The organism is Achromobacter sp. JD-1 (genome assembly GCF_038594925.1).
Taxonomy (GTDB): domain Bacteria; phylum Pseudomonadota; class Gammaproteobacteria; order Burkholderiales; family Burkholderiaceae_B; genus Achromobacter; species Achromobacter spanius_C.
The window spans coordinates 244,549-260,713 of sequence record NZ_JBCGCS010000005.1; the positions used below are offsets into that span (position 1 = coordinate 244,549).

Annotated in this window: 16 protein-coding genes; all 16 read left to right on the forward strand. The window is 64.6% G+C overall.

Annotated features, from left to right (window positions below; translation table 11 throughout):
* Nucleotides 1–2: 2 nt before the first annotated feature.
* On the forward strand, nucleotides 3–872 hold the full coding sequence (locus WBR68_RS10815) for an amidohydrolase family protein (protein WP_230694166.1): 870 nt from the start codon (nucleotides 3–5) through the stop codon (nucleotides 870–872).
* Nucleotides 873–894: 22 nt separating this feature from the next.
* Nucleotides 895–1,896 (forward strand): Bug family tripartite tricarboxylate transporter substrate binding protein, encoded by a 1,002-nt coding sequence (locus tag WBR68_RS10820; RefSeq protein ID WP_230694167.1) that lies wholly within the window; start codon nucleotides 895–897, stop codon nucleotides 1,894–1,896.
* A gap of 31 nt (nucleotides 1,897–1,927) precedes the next feature.
* Nucleotides 1,928–2,611, forward strand: coding sequence for an RraA family protein (locus tag WBR68_RS10825; RefSeq protein ID WP_230694168.1), 684 nt, complete (start codon nucleotides 1,928–1,930; stop codon nucleotides 2,609–2,611).
* Nucleotides 2,608–3,555, forward strand: coding sequence for an NAD(P)-dependent oxidoreductase (locus tag WBR68_RS10830; protein WP_050445495.1), 948 nt, complete (start codon nucleotides 2,608–2,610; stop codon nucleotides 3,553–3,555). The genes WBR68_RS10825 and WBR68_RS10830 overlap by 4 nt, the downstream gene beginning before the upstream one ends.
* An 11-nt stretch (nucleotides 3,556–3,566) precedes the next feature.
* Nucleotides 3,567–4,637, forward strand: coding sequence for a cyclase family protein (locus tag WBR68_RS10835; protein ID WP_230694169.1), 1,071 nt, complete (start codon nucleotides 3,567–3,569; stop codon nucleotides 4,635–4,637).
* A 71-nt stretch (nucleotides 4,638–4,708) separates the two neighbouring features.
* The gene (locus tag WBR68_RS10840) at nucleotides 4,709–5,695 is read left to right on the forward strand and encodes a tripartite tricarboxylate transporter substrate-binding protein (RefSeq protein ID WP_370641213.1); all 987 of its coding nucleotides are present in this window, start codon (nucleotides 4,709–4,711) and stop codon (nucleotides 5,693–5,695) included.
* A 59-nt stretch (nucleotides 5,696–5,754) separates the two neighbouring features.
* Nucleotides 5,755–6,753 (forward strand): Bug family tripartite tricarboxylate transporter substrate binding protein, encoded by a 999-nt coding sequence (locus WBR68_RS10845; RefSeq protein WP_230694170.1) that lies wholly within the window; start codon nucleotides 5,755–5,757, stop codon nucleotides 6,751–6,753.
* A 17-nt stretch (nucleotides 6,754–6,770) separates the two neighbouring features.
* Complete coding sequence (locus WBR68_RS10850; protein ID WP_230694171.1) at nucleotides 6,771–7,688, forward strand: SMP-30/gluconolactonase/LRE family protein; 918 nt, start codon at nucleotides 6,771–6,773, stop codon at nucleotides 7,686–7,688.
* The gene (locus WBR68_RS10855) at nucleotides 7,642–8,292 is read left to right on the forward strand and encodes a TetR/AcrR family transcriptional regulator (protein ID WP_230694172.1); all 651 of its coding nucleotides are present in this window, start codon (nucleotides 7,642–7,644) and stop codon (nucleotides 8,290–8,292) included. Before WBR68_RS10850 ends, WBR68_RS10855 begins: the two co-directional genes overlap by 47 nt.
* Nucleotides 8,289–9,452 (forward strand): MFS transporter, encoded by a 1,164-nt coding sequence (locus WBR68_RS10860; RefSeq protein WP_230694173.1) that lies wholly within the window; start codon nucleotides 8,289–8,291, stop codon nucleotides 9,450–9,452. The genes WBR68_RS10855 and WBR68_RS10860 overlap by 4 nt, the downstream gene beginning before the upstream one ends.
* Before the next feature lie 256 nt (nucleotides 9,453–9,708).
* Entirely contained in the window at nucleotides 9,709–10,590 is an 882-nt protein-coding gene (locus tag WBR68_RS10865) for a LysR family transcriptional regulator (RefSeq protein WP_050445499.1), read from the forward strand.
* Between the two features lie 155 nt (nucleotides 10,591–10,745).
* A complete protein-coding gene (locus tag WBR68_RS10870) occupies nucleotides 10,746–11,669 on the forward strand; it encodes a hydroxyacid dehydrogenase (RefSeq protein ID WP_255695985.1) in 924 nt (307 codons plus the stop codon).
* Nucleotides 11,670–11,752: 83 nt separating this feature from the next.
* On the forward strand, nucleotides 11,753–12,748 hold the full coding sequence (locus WBR68_RS10875) for a Bug family tripartite tricarboxylate transporter substrate binding protein (RefSeq protein WP_230694174.1): 996 nt from the start codon (nucleotides 11,753–11,755) through the stop codon (nucleotides 12,746–12,748).
* A 345-nt stretch (nucleotides 12,749–13,093) separates the two neighbouring features.
* Nucleotides 13,094–14,143 (forward strand): hypothetical protein, encoded by a 1,050-nt coding sequence (locus tag WBR68_RS10880; RefSeq protein ID WP_230694175.1) that lies wholly within the window; start codon nucleotides 13,094–13,096, stop codon nucleotides 14,141–14,143.
* A 3-nt stretch (nucleotides 14,144–14,146) separates the two neighbouring features.
* Nucleotides 14,147–15,073 (forward strand): LysR family transcriptional regulator, encoded by a 927-nt coding sequence (locus WBR68_RS10885; RefSeq protein ID WP_050445502.1) that lies wholly within the window; start codon nucleotides 14,147–14,149, stop codon nucleotides 15,071–15,073.
* A 107-nt stretch (nucleotides 15,074–15,180) separates the two neighbouring features.
* Nucleotides 15,181–16,152, forward strand: a complete 972-nt coding sequence (locus tag WBR68_RS10890) for a tripartite tricarboxylate transporter substrate-binding protein (RefSeq protein WP_230694176.1) — start codon at nucleotides 15,181–15,183, stop codon at nucleotides 16,150–16,152.
* Nucleotides 16,153–16,165: the final 13 nt, after the last annotated feature.

The following is a 16,165-nucleotide window of genomic DNA, read 5'->3' on the forward strand; positions in this document are numbered from 1 at the left end:
GCATGTCCGTGCCCTACCCATACTCTGCTGGCTTGGCGCCCGCCGCCGTGGCGGTTCCCGACGGCGCTTGCGATTGCCACATCCACGCCTACGACGCGCGCTACCCCGCCGTGCCCGGCGCGCGGCTGTTGCCGCCGGACGCGACGATGCAGCAATACCGCGCCATCCAGGCCAGGCTGGGCACGCAGCGCGCCGTGTTGGTAACGCCGTCGACCTATGGCGCGGACAACCGAAGCATGCTGTCGGCCCTGGCCGAACTGGGCGAACAGGCGCGCGGCGTGGCCGTCATCGACGGCTTGGAAACCGACGCGCAACTGCAAGCGCTGCATGCGGCGGGGGTGCGCGGCATCCGGTTCAACCTGTCGCTAGGCGTGGTGAATGCCGTTGCTCAGATCGAACCATTGGCCGCGCGCGTGGCGCCGCTGGGTTGGCATGTCCAGCTACTGATGCCGCCAGACCAACTGGTGCAGATCAGCGATGTGCTGGCGCGCCTACCCACCCCGCTGGTCTTTGACCACATGGCGCGCATTGCGCCGAACCAGGCTGGCACGCACCCGGCCCACGCCCTGGTCCTGCAATGGCTGGGCGCGGGCCGTGCCTGGGTGAAGTTGTCCGGCGGCTACCTCGTTAGTGAACAGCGCTCGGTGCAAGACCCGGCGCTTGACGACCTGGCCCGCTCCTTCATCGACGCCAATCCCGATCGCGTGCTCTGGGGCAGCGACTGGCCGCATGCCTCGGCATCGGCCGGGATGCAGCCCATGCCCGATGACGCGCACCAGCTTGAGCAGCTTGCTCACTGGACCCGAACGGACGCCACGCTGCACCGCGTTCTTGTGCATAACCCGGCGGCCCTCTACGGCTTTCCGGCATGAAAAAAATATTCAGGAGACAAGCATGACATTGACTGACACCCCCTCGTTTGCGCGCCGCCGCTTCCTGGCACTGGGCGCCACCGTGGCCGCCAGCGCCGCGTTCGGTGTGCGCGCCGCGCAAGACTGGCCCGCCGGCCAGACCATTACCTGGGTCGTGCCCTACCCGGCCGGCGGCAGCACCGACGTGCTGGGACGCGCCGTGGCCCAACAACTGGACGCGCTGCTTGCCACGCGCGTCATCGTCGACAACCGGCCCGGCGCCACCGGCACCATCGGTGCGGCCCGCGTCGCGCGCGCCGCGCCTGATGGCCTCACGCTGCTGGGTACCTCGATCGGGCCGCAGGCCATTGCCCCCCATGTGATGGGCAAGCTGACCTATGACCCGGTCGCCGACTTCGAACCCATCATCATGATCGGCACCATTACCCATCTGCTGGTGGTGGGCGCGGCCCAGCCCTACCGGACCGTGGCCGATCTGCTGGCCGCCGCCAAGGCCGCGCCGCAAGGCCTGGCCTACGCCTCGGGCGGCACCGGCACCATCCTGCACATGCAGGGCGAATTGCTGCAACAGAAAACCGGCACGCGTTTTTTGCACGTGCCCTACAAGGGCGACACGCCCGCGCTGCAAGACACGCTTGCCGGCCAAGTGCAGTTTGCGTTTCTGCCGGCGGCCGCCGCGCTGCCGCATGTGCAATCGGGCGCGCTGCGCGCCCTGGCCGTCACGTCCGCGCAGCGCCTGCCCGTGCTGCCTGATGTTCCGACCATGCAAGAAGCCGGCATTCCCGATTTCGTGGCCGAGCAATGGCAGGCCGTCTTCGCGCCGGCCGGCACGCCGGCGCCTGTTATCCAGCGGCTTAACACCAGCATCGGCAAGGCGTTGCAAAGCCCGTCCTTGACGGAATTGGCGCAGAAGCTGGGCATCACGCTGGTCGGCGGATCGCCGCAGGTGCTGGACCAGACCCGCAAGGCCGACTTCCAGAAGTGGGGCAAGGTCATACGCGAATCCGGCATCCAACCCACCTGACATTTCCCCCATTTTTTACACAGGAGCCGTTATGGCAAACCAGGACATCATCAAGGACTTTCCCCGCGTCGACGCCGATGTCGTGCGCCGCGCCGCGCAATTGCAACCCGCCATCCTCGCCGACGTGGCCGGCCGGCGCGGCGCGCTGCATGGCCGGATCCGGCCGCTGGATCCGGCCATGAAACTGGCCGGGCCCGCGTTTACCGTTGAAGTCCGGCCGGGCGACAACCTGATGATTCACGCGGCGATCTCGCTGGCCAAGCCCGGCGACGTGCTGGTCATCGATGGCAAGGGTGACCTGAGCGCCGCGCTGATGGGCACCATCATGATGAACGCCTGCCGTCAGTTGGGGCTTGCCGGCGTGGTGATCGACGGTGCCGCGCGCGACACCACCGAGATCATCGAAATGGGCTACCCGGTGTTCGCCGCCGGCGCCAACCCCAATGGCCCCACCAAGAACGTGCCCGGCCGCATCGGCCACCCGGTATCCGTGGGCGGCGTCACCGTCAACGCCGGTGACTTCATCATTGGCGACGCCGACGGCTTGGTAGTCGTGGAACGGGAAAAAATCGAAGGCCTGCTGCCCGCCGCCGAAAAGAAGGTGCGCGACGAAGCCGCTCGTATCGCCGCCATCCAGGCCGGCGACACCGAAGCCAAATGGCTGACCGCCGCTTTGCGCAGCGCCGGCGTGTTGAAGGAAGGAGAGTCGCTGTGAATCCCCCCGCCGCCGCGAAGCCAGCACTACTTGTCACCGCGGCTGACCTGGCCCCCGAGGCCCTGGCGCTGCTGGAAGGATTCAACATTGTCTATGCGGGCAAGACACCGACCGAAGACGACATTGTGGCGCTGTGCCGCCAGCATGATCCCGTGGCCATCATCGTGCGCTACAGCAAGGTCGGCGCCGCCGCGATGGACGCCGCGCCGTCCTTGCGCGTGATATCCAAGCACGGCAGCGGCACCGACACCATCGACAAGGCCGCCGCCGCGCAGCGCGGCATCGACGTGGTGGCGGCGGCGGGCGCCAATGCTGCCGCCGTGGCCGAACAAGCGCTGGCGCTGCTGTTGGGTTGCGCCAAGTCCCTGGTGACGCTGGACGCGCGCATGCGCGGCGGCCATTGGGACAAGTCCACGCACAAGAGCATGGAGCTGGACGGCAAGACCATCGGCTTGATCGGGCTGGGCGCCATCGGCCGCCGCTTTGCGGCCATGGCGCATGGCATGAACATGCGCGTCATCGGCCACGATCCCTATGCGCAAGACTTGCCTGCCTACATCGACACCGTGCCCTTGCAACAGCTCTGGCAGGAAGCCGACGCGATCTCGCTGCACTGCCCGTTGACGGATGAGAACCGTGGCCTGATCAACGCCGACACGCTGGCACAGTGCCGGCCCGGCGTGATCCTGGTGAACACCGCCCGAGGCGGTCTGGTGGACGAAGGCGCGTTGCTGGCCGCCGTGCGGTCTGGCAAGGTCGCCGCCGCCGGCCTGGACAGCTTCGCCGTCGAACCCATGACGGCCGGCCACCCCTTCCAGCATGAACCGCGCATCGTCCTCAGCCCGCACATCGGCGGCGTGACCCGCGCCGCCTACGTCAACATGGGCGTGGCGGCGGCGCGCAATGTGCTGGCGGTGCTGGCCCGCAACACCAGCGCAGCCTAAGGAACCACAACATGCCGCAACGTTGGAAGCACGCGCCCGCCAACAGCAACTGGGGTGAGTTCGGCCCGGATGACCAGCGTGGCCGCATGAACCTGGTTACGCGCGCCAAAGTTCTGCAAGGCATTGCCGAAGTTCAAGAGGGCAAGACCTTCTGCCTGTCGCTGCCGCTCGACTTGCCCGGCGGCACGGCGTTGAACCCCAAGCGGCTGCCGACGCAGCGATACGCCACCTTGCGCGACGGAAAAAGTGCTGGCGCGCAAGGCTACTGTTGGTCCTACGCCTCAGAAGACCCGCTGCTTACCGATGTGGTCTGCGACGACGTGCTGCTGATGAACACGCAGTATTCCACCCAGTGGGACAGCCTGGCGCATATGGGCAGCCGCTTCGATGCCGATGGCGACGGCGAAGCCGAAGCCGTGTTCTACAACGGCTTTCGGGCGGGCGTGGAGATCATGGCGGCGCGGCCCGACCCGCAAGCCAGCGCTGACTGGGCCCGCTATCCCGGCCCCCACGCCAGCGCGCTGGGTATAGAAAACCTGGCCGAGCACGGCGTGCAGGGCCGCGCGGTGCTGATCGATCTGGAAGCGCATGTCGGCCGCGAGCGTACCGCCATCGGGTATGAACGGCTCATGCGCATCATGCAGGCGGATGGCGTCGTGATCGAACCCGGCGACATGGTCTGCCTGCACACCGGTTTTGCCGACATGTTGATGGCCATGAACGGGCAACCGGATGTCGCGCGTCTGCATGCAAGCGGCAGCGGTCTGGACGGGAATGACCCCCGCCTGCTGCAATGGATCGTCGAGTCGCGCCTGGCCTGTTTGATCGCGGACAACCCGGCGGTGGAACTGGTGCAAGCCATCAACCTGAGCGGCGCGTCCACGCCCTTGCGCCGCCCCCGCCTACCGCTGCACGAGCACTGCCTGTTCAAGAACGGCATTCATCTAGGTGAACTGTGGTGGCTGACGCCGCTTGCGCGATGGTTGCGCGCCCACGGCCGCCATCGCTTCCTGCTTACCGCCCCCCCGCTGCGCCTGCCCGGCGCGGCAGGCTCCCCTGCAACCCCCATCGCCACCGTCTGATCCCGCGATTTTTTTAACAGGCACAGCAGCCGGCACAGGCCGCAAGCCAACCACGCACGAAGGAGACAAACGTGAATACTTTTCGTACGCTTACCCGCCTACCTTCCCTTGCGCTGTCGGCGGCCGCGCTGACGCTATGCGCCGACGCAGCCCTTGCGCAGTACCCGGATCGCCCTGTTCGTATCGTCGTCGGCTTTTCCCCCGGCGGGCCGACCGACGTGGTCGCGCGTGCCTTCGCCGCCTATGCCGCGCAGGCAATGGGGCAGAGTTTTGTGGTGGAAAACAAGCCTGGCGCCAACACCATTCTTGCCGCCGAAGCCGTAGCCAAAGCCGCGCCTGACGGCTACACACTGTTGGTGGGCGCCACCAACCACACCATGATCCCCGCGCTGTACAGCAGTCGCGTCAAATTCGACGCCTTGCGCTCGTTCACCCCCGTGTGCGCGGTAGCGGTCAGCCCGACAGTATTGGTGGTGGGTCCCGCCCTACCCGTGAAAACACTGGACGCATTTCTGGCAAAGGTGCGCGCGGAGCCCGGCCGCATTACCTATGCCACGCCGGGCACGGGCAGCTCGGGCCATTTCGCCACGGCGCAATTCCTGAACCTGACGAAGACGTCCATGAACCACATCCCCTACAAGGGAGCGTCGCAGGCCATTGCCGACCTGCTGGGAGGACAAGTCGATAGCTCGCTGGCCACGCTGGGTTCGGTACTGCCGCAAGTCGAATCCGGCAAACTGACCGCGCTGGCGGTGGCCGCGCCCCAACGCCTGCCGCAGCTACCGCAAGTGCCCACCTTTGACGAGGCGGGCGTCCACGGCTACACCGCCGACGCGTGGTATGGCGTGCTTGCGCCGGCAGGCCTGCCCCAAGACGTGCGCAGCAAACTGGAGCAGGTGGCCCGGGATTTCGCCCGCGCGCCCGCCACCGCCAAAAGCCTGGATGCGCTGGGCATGCAGGCAAGCCAAACTTGCGGCAACGATTTCAACGCGCAACTGGCCAGCGAGATCGATGCGAACCGCAAGCTGGCCGAGAATCTGGGGCTAAAAGCCGATTGAGCCGGGCCCGGATATAAAAGCAAACAAAGAAAAAATACTCATCATCCAGAGGAAGACAAATGACGTTTCTTACCCACCCCTACGCGCGTCGCAAGACTGCGGCATTGATCCTGGCCTTCGCCGCCCCGCTGCTGGGCATGTCCGTCTCTCACGCAGCGGACACCTGGCCCGACCGTGCCGTGCGTATCGTGGTGCCCTACGGGCCGGGCGGCGCGGTCGATGTGGCCACGCGCAAAATGGCGCAAATGCTGTCCAGCCAGACCGGACAGAGCTTCGTCGTGGAAAACAAACCTGGCGCCACCGGCACCATCGGCGTGAGCCAGGTCGCGCGCGCAACGCCCGACGGCTACACGCTGGTGGCCAACGACACCACGTATTCCTTGCTGCCGTACATCTTCAAGAAGCTGCCCTTCGACCCCGCAGAGGACCTGCAACCCGTCTCGGCCTTCGTCTTCGCCCCCATGGCCTTGGCCGTGTCGGCCGACAGCAGCAGCCACACACTTGACGACCTGATCGCGCAAGCCCGCGCCAAACCCAACATGATTACGTACGGATCGGGCGGGCCGGGCACTACCCCGCATTTCGCGGCCGAAGCGTTGGGCCTGGCGACCGGCGTGAAGTTCATGCACGTGCCGTTCAAGGGCGCGGCCGAGGCCACTCAGGCCGTGTTGGGCAAGGTGATCGATTTTCAGTTTGCGTCCACCACCGGCGTCATGGGGCCGGTGCAAGGCGGCCAGCTAAGGCTGCTGGCCGTCAGCGGCAACAAGCGCCTGCCGGTGTTGCCCGACGTGCCCACCTTTGCCGAAGCGGGCGTGAAGGACTTTGGCGTGGTCAACTGGACCGGCCTTTGGGCGCCAAAGGGCACGCCCCCGGACGTCACCGATCGGCTGCAACGCGAGATCGCCACCGCCATGGCTTCGGAAGAGATGAAGACGTTCGCCACCAAGATGGGCGCGGAGCCACGCGCCGCCAACGCCACCGAGTTCCGCGGCATCCTGGCCGATAGTGGCCAGATGTGGGGCAAGGTGGTCCGCAGCATCGGCTTCGACGCGAAGTAAACAAAGGAGGATTCGCCATGTTCTACCTGCATGCCCCAGAAGTCGTTGACTTTCAGGTGTGGTCGGCCATGCCCGACCACTTACGTCGCCTCCGGCGCAGCGCCTGGGCGGACGCGAACCGCGGCGGCATGCCGGTCGACTCCTTTCTTGAAGGGCCTGTCTTTGATGCGTCCGGCAACCTCTACGTCACGGACATCCCCTGGGGCCGCGTGTTCCGGATCACGCCGGACCGCGAATGGTCATTGGTGGCCGAGTACGACGGCGAACCCAACGGCATGAAGTTTCTGGACGCCGGCCGCCTGCTCATCACTGATTACAAGAACGGGCTGATGACGCTGGACATCGCGACCGGGTCCGTCACGCCGTATCTTGAACGCCGCAACAGCGAACGCTTCAAGGGCGTCAACGATCTGATCTTCGATACCCAAGGCAACCTGTACTTCACCGACCAGGGTCAAAGCGGACTGCACGATCCCAGCGGTCGCCTGTACCGACTGCGGCCCAACGGCCAGCTAGACCAGTTGCTGGGCAACGTACCCAGCCCGAATGGCGTGGCCTTGTCGCCCGACGAGCGCGTGCTGTACCTGGCCGTTACGCGCGGCAACTGCGTGTGGCGCGTGCCCCTGCTGCCCGACGGCAGCGTCAGCAAGGTCAGCCAGTTCTTTACGTCCTACGGCCCCAGCGGCCCCGATGGCCTGGCCGTCGACACCGAGGGCAACTTGCTGGTCTGCAACCCCGGGCTGGGCTATGTGTGGCTGTTGAACCATCGCGCCGAACCCAGCATCGTCTGGCGCAGCGTCACGGGCGCGTCCACCACCAACCTTGCCTTTGGCGGCGAAGACAGACGCACGCTGTTCTGCACGGAATCGACCAGCGGCTCGATTCTTTTTGCGTCCGCGCCGCACGCGGGCCTGCCTCTGGCGCGCGAAGCCTGAAAGCGCCAAGCAAGAAGCGCCGCGCGACCCTCTGCTATTTGACAGTGTAAAACGACCGTTTTACATTGGACGCATGGATACCAAGACACAGCTGATCTCCACAGCGGAACATCTTTTCAACCGACACGGTTTCACGGCCACCGGCATGGACCGCTTGACCCAGGGCGCCGGCATGTCAAGCCGAACGCTCTACAAGCACGTGGGTAGCAAAAACGCGCTGATCGCCGCCGTACTCACCGAGCGGGACAAACGTTTCTTTGCGCAGATTCAAGCAGCAATCAGCGTCGACGCAATCTTCAAGGCGCTTGAAAACTGGATGAAAACCGAGGACAACCTGGGTTGTCTGTTCTTGCGTGCCTACGCGGAAACCGGTGGCGACACACCGGAAATTGCCGATGCGGTGTCCGCGCACAAGGCAGCGTTCTGGCGAAAGATTCGGGAAGTCGTCTCGGCGGAAACCGGGGGCCGCAGCGACCCGGTGCTGGCCGAACAGATCTTGGTCTTGTTCGAAGGCGCAACGGCGGCCGCCATCTATCGCGGCGCAAAATCCGTGAAGGCCGCACGCTTGGCGGCCATCGCCCTGGTGGAACGGGCGCGGCCATGAGCGTTGCGCTGAGTCCCGCCGCAACGCTGGGCGCAACCGGCTTTGCGCTGATCGCCGTCTGCTACGGCTTTGCCCGCTTTGCCTTCGGCTTGTTCCTGCCGCAGATCGATGCTGACTTGTCCTTGTCGTCGACGCTAAGCGGCCTGATCTCGGGTGGGGCCTTCCTGGGCTATTGCCTCGCCATTGCGCTGTCGGCCTATTTGACCGAACGGATCGGCCCTCGCGCTGTCGCCATCGGCGCGGCCCTGGTTGCGGCGGTGGGCATGGCCGGCATCGCCGCCGCGCCCTCGGCGCCCTGGCTGGCGGGCGCGGTCATGCTGGCGGGATCCAGCACGGGACTGGCCTCGCCTCCCTTGGCCGCAGCCGTAACCGCAGCGGTCAAGCCGAACCGGCGGAACGCCACCAACACCCTCATCAACGCCGGCACCGGTGCGGGCGTGGTGTTGTCCGGCCCGGTGGCGCTGATGATGGGAGATCAATGGCGCCTTGCTTACTCGGGCTTTGCGGTCGTGGCGGTCGGTCTGGCGTTCGCCGCGGCGCTTACCCTGCCGCGAGGTTCCCAGGCAAGCACGAACAATACCCATGGCTTACCGTCCCTTAACGGCGAGCTGCGGCGTTTGATCGCCGCCGCCTTCCTGACCGGCGCGGCCAGCACCGCGATCTGGTCCTTTGGAGCGCAGTTGGTCGCGCTGCGGCTCGACTGGAGCAGCGCTGGCGCGGGCCTGCTGTGGATCGCCATCGGGGCGGCCGGCATTGCGGGCGCGGGCGCGGGGCATCTGATTGCGCGGTTTGGCATGGACCTGGTCCATCGCGTATTCCTGGCGGCAATAGCGGCAGGCATGCTTATGATCGGCATCACAGGCACCTCGGCTGCCCTGACCCTGGGCGGCGGCCTGCTCTTTGGCGTCGCCTACATCATGCTTACCGGCGTCTATTTGCTATGGGGCGTCTTGGCGCTACCCGACCGGCCCGCCACGGGCGTGATGATCGCCTTTCTTGCGCTTGCGATCGGTCAGACCGCCGGGGCCGCCATCTTCGGACTGTTGATGGAGCATCTGACCCCCGATTACGCGGTGGTTATTTTTGCGTGCCTTGCTATCACGGCGGGATTGGCGCGGGCTGAAGAGGCAAATCCACAACCGTGTGTGGCGGGTCGATAGCGTGCGGCGCGGGAGGGATTGCTTGCTGTTGCTTCGGGTTGCCAGTCCCGCAGGGCAGCGTCGCGCTCAGCGCTTTCAAGACGAAAGAATCTACAACATGACTTGCATGAGCCGATGCTTTTTTCATTGAATCCGCGCCTTTCAACATTTGCTGAAGGGCTCACTTTCACTGAAATTAATGTGCAGTATCCAATCAGCTCTTCACCTCGCAGCCCACGTGTTAACGTAGCCGCCACCCCACAGCCCCACCCTACTCATGCAAAGCCGCTCCCTGCGCGCTTTCCTGGCGCTACACCAATTCGGCACCGTGACCGCTGCCGCGCAGGCCGTGCATTTATCGCCCGCGGCGGTCAGCGTTCAGCTTCGGAATCTGGAAGAGGAGCTAGGTGTCGAGCTATTCGTGCGCACCGGCCGTTCCATCCTGTTGAACGACCGCGCGCATCAGCTCCTGCCCCTTGCCCGGCGGGTCTTGGACCTGGAAAGCGAGATGGCGTCGTTGGGCAATTCCAGCCGTCTCAAGGGCAGGCTGGCGCTGGGCATCATCACCAGCACATTAAGCGGGGGGCTGCCGGATGTGCTCAAGCGCCTGGGGGCCGAACATCCTTCCCTGGAATTGCGCATTACCGCCAAGCGGTCGCCAGACCTTGCGTTGCAGGTGGAAGCGGGCTTGCTGGATGCGGCGGTGATTTCGATGCCGCCGCCGCATTTTTCCACGACGCTTTGCTTTCACGAGCTGTATACCGAGCCCCTGGCGCTGGTCATGAGCGCCAAGCGCAATTTCACCAACGTCAAAGCCGCGTTGGAGGAATATCCCTATATCGCCTTCGACAAAACCACCTGGATCGGCAAGCAGATCGACGCGTTCATCCAGGACAGCGGTGTGTCGGTGCGGCCCACGATGGAGCTGGACTCGCATGACGCCGTGCTGTCCATCGTGCGCCATGACATCGGCGTCACCGTCCTGCCCGTGCTGAAAGGCCCCGCGCGCAGCGACGGCGCGCTGAAATTCATTGACCTGCCGGGCCTGTATCGCACCGTGTGCCTGGCGGTGCGCCACGCCAATAACGACAGCCGGACCACGCAGGTGCTGGTGAACTGCTTCCGGGAATTCGGGGAATCGTCTCCGCTGGCGAAATAGCCGTCGTGCTTGTCATTTCACGAGCATCGTATTTGCCGATGCTCAGATGTAAAAAAATTAGCTTTTGATAAACCTCCTGCTTTCTTAGTATGGATCTTGGCATCGTGCATGGGCCGGATCACAGCAAGCGGCCAGTGCCGTCGGAAGGAGGAGTTTTGAACATCGTCGTGACTGAATTCATGGACGCGCCCGCGGTCGAGCGACTGCGGGAAAAAGCAGACGTCACCTATGACCCGAAGCTGGTCGACGACCTGCCACGCTTGTGTGAACTGGCGGCCACCTGCGACGCACTGATCGTGCGCAACCGCACGCAGGTGCGCGGCGAACTGCTGGCGTCGCTCAAGCGGTGCAAGGTGGTGGGACGGCTGGGAGTCGGCCTGGACAACATCGACCTGGCCGGCTGCGAACAACAAGGCATACAGGTGTTTCCCGCCACCGGCGCAAACGCCAATAGCGTTGCCGAATACGTGATCGCGACCGCGATGCTGCTGCTGCGCGGCTCATATGCATCCTCGGCGGCGGTCGCGGCGGGCGAATGGCCGCGCGATGCGCTGTCCAAAGGCCGGGAGATCTCGGGCAAGACCCTGGGCTTGCTGGGTTTTGGATCAATCGGGCAATTGACCGCACGCTTGGCCAAGGCGCTGGGCATGGCTGTCGTCGCGTTCGACCCGGCGTTGGCGCATGACGACCCGCTGTTCACGAAGCTTGGTGTCGCGCCCGCCGCCTTGGACAGCGTGCTGGCGCAAGCAGACGTGCTCAGCTTGCACATGCCGCTGCTGGAGTCCACGCGCAATCTGCTCGATGCAACGCGCATACAAGCGATGCGGCCCGGCGCCGTCCTCATCAACACCGCGCGTGGCGGCATCGTTGACGAGGCCGCCGTGGCAAGCGCCCTGCGCAGCGGACAACTTGGCGGCGCCGCCCTGGACGTCTTCGACGTCGAGCCGCTTGCCCCGGCGCCGCACTTCCAGGGCTGCCCGAACCTTATTCTTACGCCCCACACAGCAGGCTTGACCACCGAATCCAACCAACGGGTAAGCAGTCTGGTTGCCGAGAAGGTCTTGGCGGCGCTGGGCTGATTTTGCAACACTGCATTGGCAGCACCGACCTTGCAGCACCGACCTTTGCAACACCATAAAAAAATACACGGACAGGAGACAAAATGATTACCAGAAGAATGTTGCTGGCCTCGGCCCTTGCGCTTGCCGCCATCGCCCCCGCCGCCCAAACACAAGCCCAAGCACAGGCACCAGCCGCCGACTACCCCGCCAAAGGCAGCGTGCTGAAATATGTCGTGCCGTTCCCGCCGGGCGGCTTGACGGACGTCATGGCGCGACTGGTGGGCCAACAACTCAGCGAGCGCCTGGGCGTTACCGTGGTGGTGGAAAACCGCCCGGGCGCGGGCGCCATGATCGGCGCCGAACAGGTGTCGCGCGCGGCGCCCGACGGCACTACGCTGCTGGCCATCACCATGACGCATTCGGTGAACGCCACCTTGCTGCGCGACAGAAGCCGGTTCGACATCACCAAAGACCTGAAGCCCGTCGCGCTATTGGCTTCGACACCGATCCTGGTCGTGGTGCCGGCCAACAGCAAGATACGCACGCTGGACGACCTGGCCAAGGCGGCAAAGGGCAAGGAACTGAATGCCGGGTCCAGCGGCGTGGGCACGCCATCGCACCTGTCACTGGCCTTGTTCAACCAGATCAATGGCACCAACATCCTGCACATCCCCTATGCCGGCGGCGCGCCGTCATTGACGGACCTGATGGGCGGACAGCTTGATGTGATCTTCAGCAACTACGCCGAGTCCCTGCCCTACGTGCAATCGGGCAAGCTGCGCGCCATTGCCATTGCAAGCAAGGCGCGCAATCCGCAAGTGCCGAACGTGCCGACGTCCGCCGAGGCAGGCATGCCGAAGCTGAACGTCGAACAATGGACCGCCGTCATGCTGCCCAGCGCCACCCCGGACGCGATCGTTCAACGCCTGGGCAAAGAACTCGTCAGCATCATGGCGCGACCCGAGGTCGCGGAAAAAACGCGCTCGCTAGGCTTTACCGTCGATGCACGCGGACCGGCGGATTTCGCGCCGTTCTGGAACAGCGAAGTGCAACGCTGGCGGGCACTGATCCAGTCGGCAGGGATCACCGCGCAATAGCATCCCTGCGCGGGGGACGATTGCGTGCTCCCCGCATGCCCAGGGCAAGGGCGAAGCAAGGGCCAGGCCGAAACAATAGCAACAATAAATTTCCAAATCCGCCCTTTGGCTTGGCCCTCGTCCTGGCGGCTGCCCATGCCGCCGACATGGCCACAACCCTCGCCCTTTGTGGGGTTCCCACCCTGAACCTATCCTCAGGGGCAAGCTGCGCCCTCGCCCGGCTTCCCACCCGCCTGGCCGGCGCCATGTTTCAGGCAGCGATCCGGGTGTTGCGGCGCCCTCCCAAATCAGTAGCATGCGCGCTCACTCATCTGACTCAGCCCCCCCCTAAAAAGGACCGCTCCCATGACGCTGCCGCGACCGCGCGTTACCCTTTCCGCCATGACGCTCGCCCTGGTCTTGTCAGGCTGCGTGAACGTGCCGACATACACCGGCGAAGGCACCATGGACGACCCGCGCTACGCGCAATTGGTGGACCTGATCGGCGAGGCCCTGAAGGCCGACATGGCCGTGGTGCTGGTCGCCGACGTGATGCCGCACGCGACCTTGAACGACGCGCAATCCATGACCAAATGGACCGGCAACACAATCTGGATGCACGAGCAGCAGCCGAAAATCACCTTCGGTCGCAAGTTCCAGAACAATTCGCTGCAACGAGACAAGAACACCACCTACCTGTTCAAAGCCTTCGAAGTGCATATCCTGCCCCCAGGAAAGTACCTGCTCACCGGCGGCGACGACTACAAGCTGAATGCCTTGCTGGACCAGGTGGGCGCGCGCAGCGGCCCAGTGGGATCGGGCCGTGGCGCCAACGGCACCGCCTATCTGTCGCCGGAACTCTATCGCGAGTTCTACAAGGAAACCAACTGGCACGAAGGCACGACCGGCAGCCAGTTGAAGACGCGCACGGTCTGCACCGCGGTACACCGGGCCTCAGGCAACTGCGTCAGTTGGGGTGAAGAGCAATACACCGAAACTACGCAAGGCTCTCGCGCCGGCTACTACGAAGAGACGGCTTCGCGCGATATCCCCGCCATCAAAGTGCAGTCGCGCGTGCCGCCCAAGCTGGCGCTGGCCAGTTTTACCCTGAAGGGCGGCCAACTGGTGCTGAGCCAGCGCATGCACATGAAAACGCCCAGCTACCAGTACAAACAGTCGGGCTGCCGCGCAGTCGACCCCAAGATGATCGAATGCCCGCTTGAAGACTTCACCGTCTACACGCGCCCGGCGCCGATGGATTTCGCGCAGAAGCTCATCGCGCAGCGCCAAAACCTCAGCGATGCACAACGGCAGTTGTTAGCCACCCTGCAACCCATGCAGATCATGCCGTTGGGCAAGCAAGGCATGGAAGATCCGACCTGGGGCGTTCCGCTGTCGATGGGTAAGGCAAAATAACGCATGACCCCACGCCAGCTCCGCTATTTTCTGGAAATCGCCAACAGCGGCAGTTTGTCGCTGGCCTCGGCCACGCTGCGTATCGCGCAGCCCGCGCTTAGCCAGCATGTGGCGGCGCTGGAAGCGGAGTTGGGCGTGGCCTTGTTCGAACGGCATGCCAAGGGCGTCACGCCAACGGCCGAAGGCAAGCGTCTGCAGCAGCGCGCCATGTCGATTCTGGAACAGTTGGAATCGCTGAAGACCGACGTGCTGGCGCCCACGGGCAAGCCGCGCGGGCCGGTGCGGGTATGCCTGGCCCGATCGTTGGCACAGGTGGTGGCTGCGCCACTCGTGCGGTACGTTGAACAGGCTTATCCCGACGTTCGACTGTTGTTGTCCTCGGCCTTGTCCAGCGAGGTGCGCTTGGCCCTGCAAACGCGGCAGTTGGACGTGGCGCTGATGCCCAACGCGTTCGAGTTGCCCGGGCTGTATTGCAAGCCGGTGTATGAAGAAGGCTTCTCGCTGTTCGGCCTGGAATCATTGTTCGACCGGCCAGGAAAGACGATGGCGTTCTCAGCGATCGGGTCGCGTCCGCTGGTGGCGCCCGACCGCGACCACGACCTGCGCCGCCTGATCGAACGCACAGCGCTGGAGCTGGATTGCCCGCTGAATGTGAAGTACGAGATCAACGATCCCGAATTGAATTTTGCCTTGGTGCGCGACGGCGTGGCGTTTGCGATCCTGCCCAACAGCGTCGGCCTGGAACTGGCGCGTGGCGATAAGGCCATGGGTGAACGGCGTCTGGTCCGGCCAGCCATTACGCGCATGCAATCCATTGTCCGCGTGGCCGAAGGCGCGCCGGACAGTACGATGCTGGCCATGGAACAGGCGCTGGAAACCGTGTTGCGCACGCTGGTCGCACGCAAGGTGCTGCGCGGAAAACTGGCATAAGAAAAAACTTATATAAAACGCAGATAAATAATATTTGTCTTCAGGTCTGACGCAGCCGTACGCTACTCCAAAAATGGCGCATCAAAAGCGCCGATACGGAGACAAGCATGCAAGTACGACGCAGACAGTTCCTTAGCGCCATGGGCGCCGCCGTGTGCTGTAGCGCGCTGCCGATCAGGCTGCTACAGGCCAGCCCCCCCTTACGCATGCTGGTGGGTTTTGCCCCGGGCGGCGCGGCCGATCTGGTGGCCCGCGCGCTGGCCGACGGCATGCGTGCATCGGGCTACACCCTCATCGTGGAGAACAAGGCCGGCGCAGGCGGCCGCATTGCGGTCGACTCGCTATTGGCGGCGGGCGGCAATGGCAATACCGTGCTGTTCACCCCCTCCACGAACCTGACGCTGTATCCGCATCTATACAAAGACCTGCGCTACACCCCGGCGGATTTCACGCCGCTGGGCACCGCCAGCCAGTTTGATTTTGGATTCGCGGTGGGCGCCGACAGCCCTGCAAAGACGTTGCAGGAATTCCTGGCTCTGGCGCAAAAGAACCCACGCATGGCGGTCTACGGCACACCCGGCGCGGGCACCGTCATGCACTTCCTGGGCGTCATGCTGGCGAACGCCAGCAAGGTTCCCTTGACGCCGATTCCATACAAAGGTGGTTCATTGGCGCTGACGGACACCGTGGGCGGCGTTCTGCCCGCGCTGATCACGACGCTGCCCAACCTGATTCCCATGCACAAGGCCGGCAAGATCCGCATCCTGGCCATGACCGGTTCGGCGCCATCGGCGGCGCTGCCCGACGTGCCCACCTTTGCCACGGCGGGCTATCCGTCGCTGACGCTGGCCGAGTACTTCACGCTCATCGGCAACAAGACCCTGCCCGCCGACCAGGCGCAAGCATTGGCGCGGGCCGTGACCGACGCGGTGCGTTCGCCGGCGTTTGCAAAGATCATGCAGCAGCAATTCTTCGACCCCAAAGTCACCACACCCGACGCCTTGAAACAACAGATGGAACGCGAAGATGCGTTCTGGGGCCGGGTCGTCAAGGACAGCGGCTACACCCCCGAGGCCTGACGCGCCGCGCGCA

Bases quoted from the DNA above. Each gene is read 5' to 3' on its own strand.
- WBR68_RS10815 (WP_230694166.1), top strand. From the start codon at position 3: ATGTCCGTGCCCTACCCATACTCTGCTGGCTTGGCGCCCGCCGCCGTG.
- WBR68_RS10820 (WP_230694167.1), top strand. From the start codon at position 895: ATGACATTGACTGACACCCCCTCGTTTGCGCGCCGCCGCTTCCTGGCA.
- WBR68_RS10825 (WP_230694168.1), top strand. From the start codon at position 1,928: ATGGCAAACCAGGACATCATCAAGGACTTTCCCCGCGTCGACGCCGAT.
- WBR68_RS10835 (WP_230694169.1), top strand. From the start codon at position 3,567: ATGCCGCAACGTTGGAAGCACGCGCCCGCCAACAGCAACTGGGGTGAG.
- WBR68_RS10845 (WP_230694170.1), top strand. From the start codon at position 5,755: ATGACGTTTCTTACCCACCCCTACGCGCGTCGCAAGACTGCGGCATTG.
- WBR68_RS10850 (WP_230694171.1), top strand. From the start codon at position 6,771: ATGTTCTACCTGCATGCCCCAGAAGTCGTTGACTTTCAGGTGTGGTCG.
- WBR68_RS10860 (WP_230694173.1), top strand. From the start codon at position 8,289: ATGAGCGTTGCGCTGAGTCCCGCCGCAACGCTGGGCGCAACCGGCTTT.
- WBR68_RS10865 (WP_050445499.1), top strand. From the start codon at position 9,709: ATGCAAAGCCGCTCCCTGCGCGCTTTCCTGGCGCTACACCAATTCGGC.
- WBR68_RS10875 (WP_230694174.1), top strand. From the start codon at position 11,753: ATGATTACCAGAAGAATGTTGCTGGCCTCGGCCCTTGCGCTTGCCGCC.
- WBR68_RS10880 (WP_230694175.1), top strand. From the start codon at position 13,094: ATGACGCTGCCGCGACCGCGCGTTACCCTTTCCGCCATGACGCTCGCC.
- WBR68_RS10885 (WP_050445502.1), top strand. From the start codon at position 14,147: ATGACCCCACGCCAGCTCCGCTATTTTCTGGAAATCGCCAACAGCGGC.
- WBR68_RS10890 (WP_230694176.1), top strand. From the start codon at position 15,181: ATGCAAGTACGACGCAGACAGTTCCTTAGCGCCATGGGCGCCGCCGTG.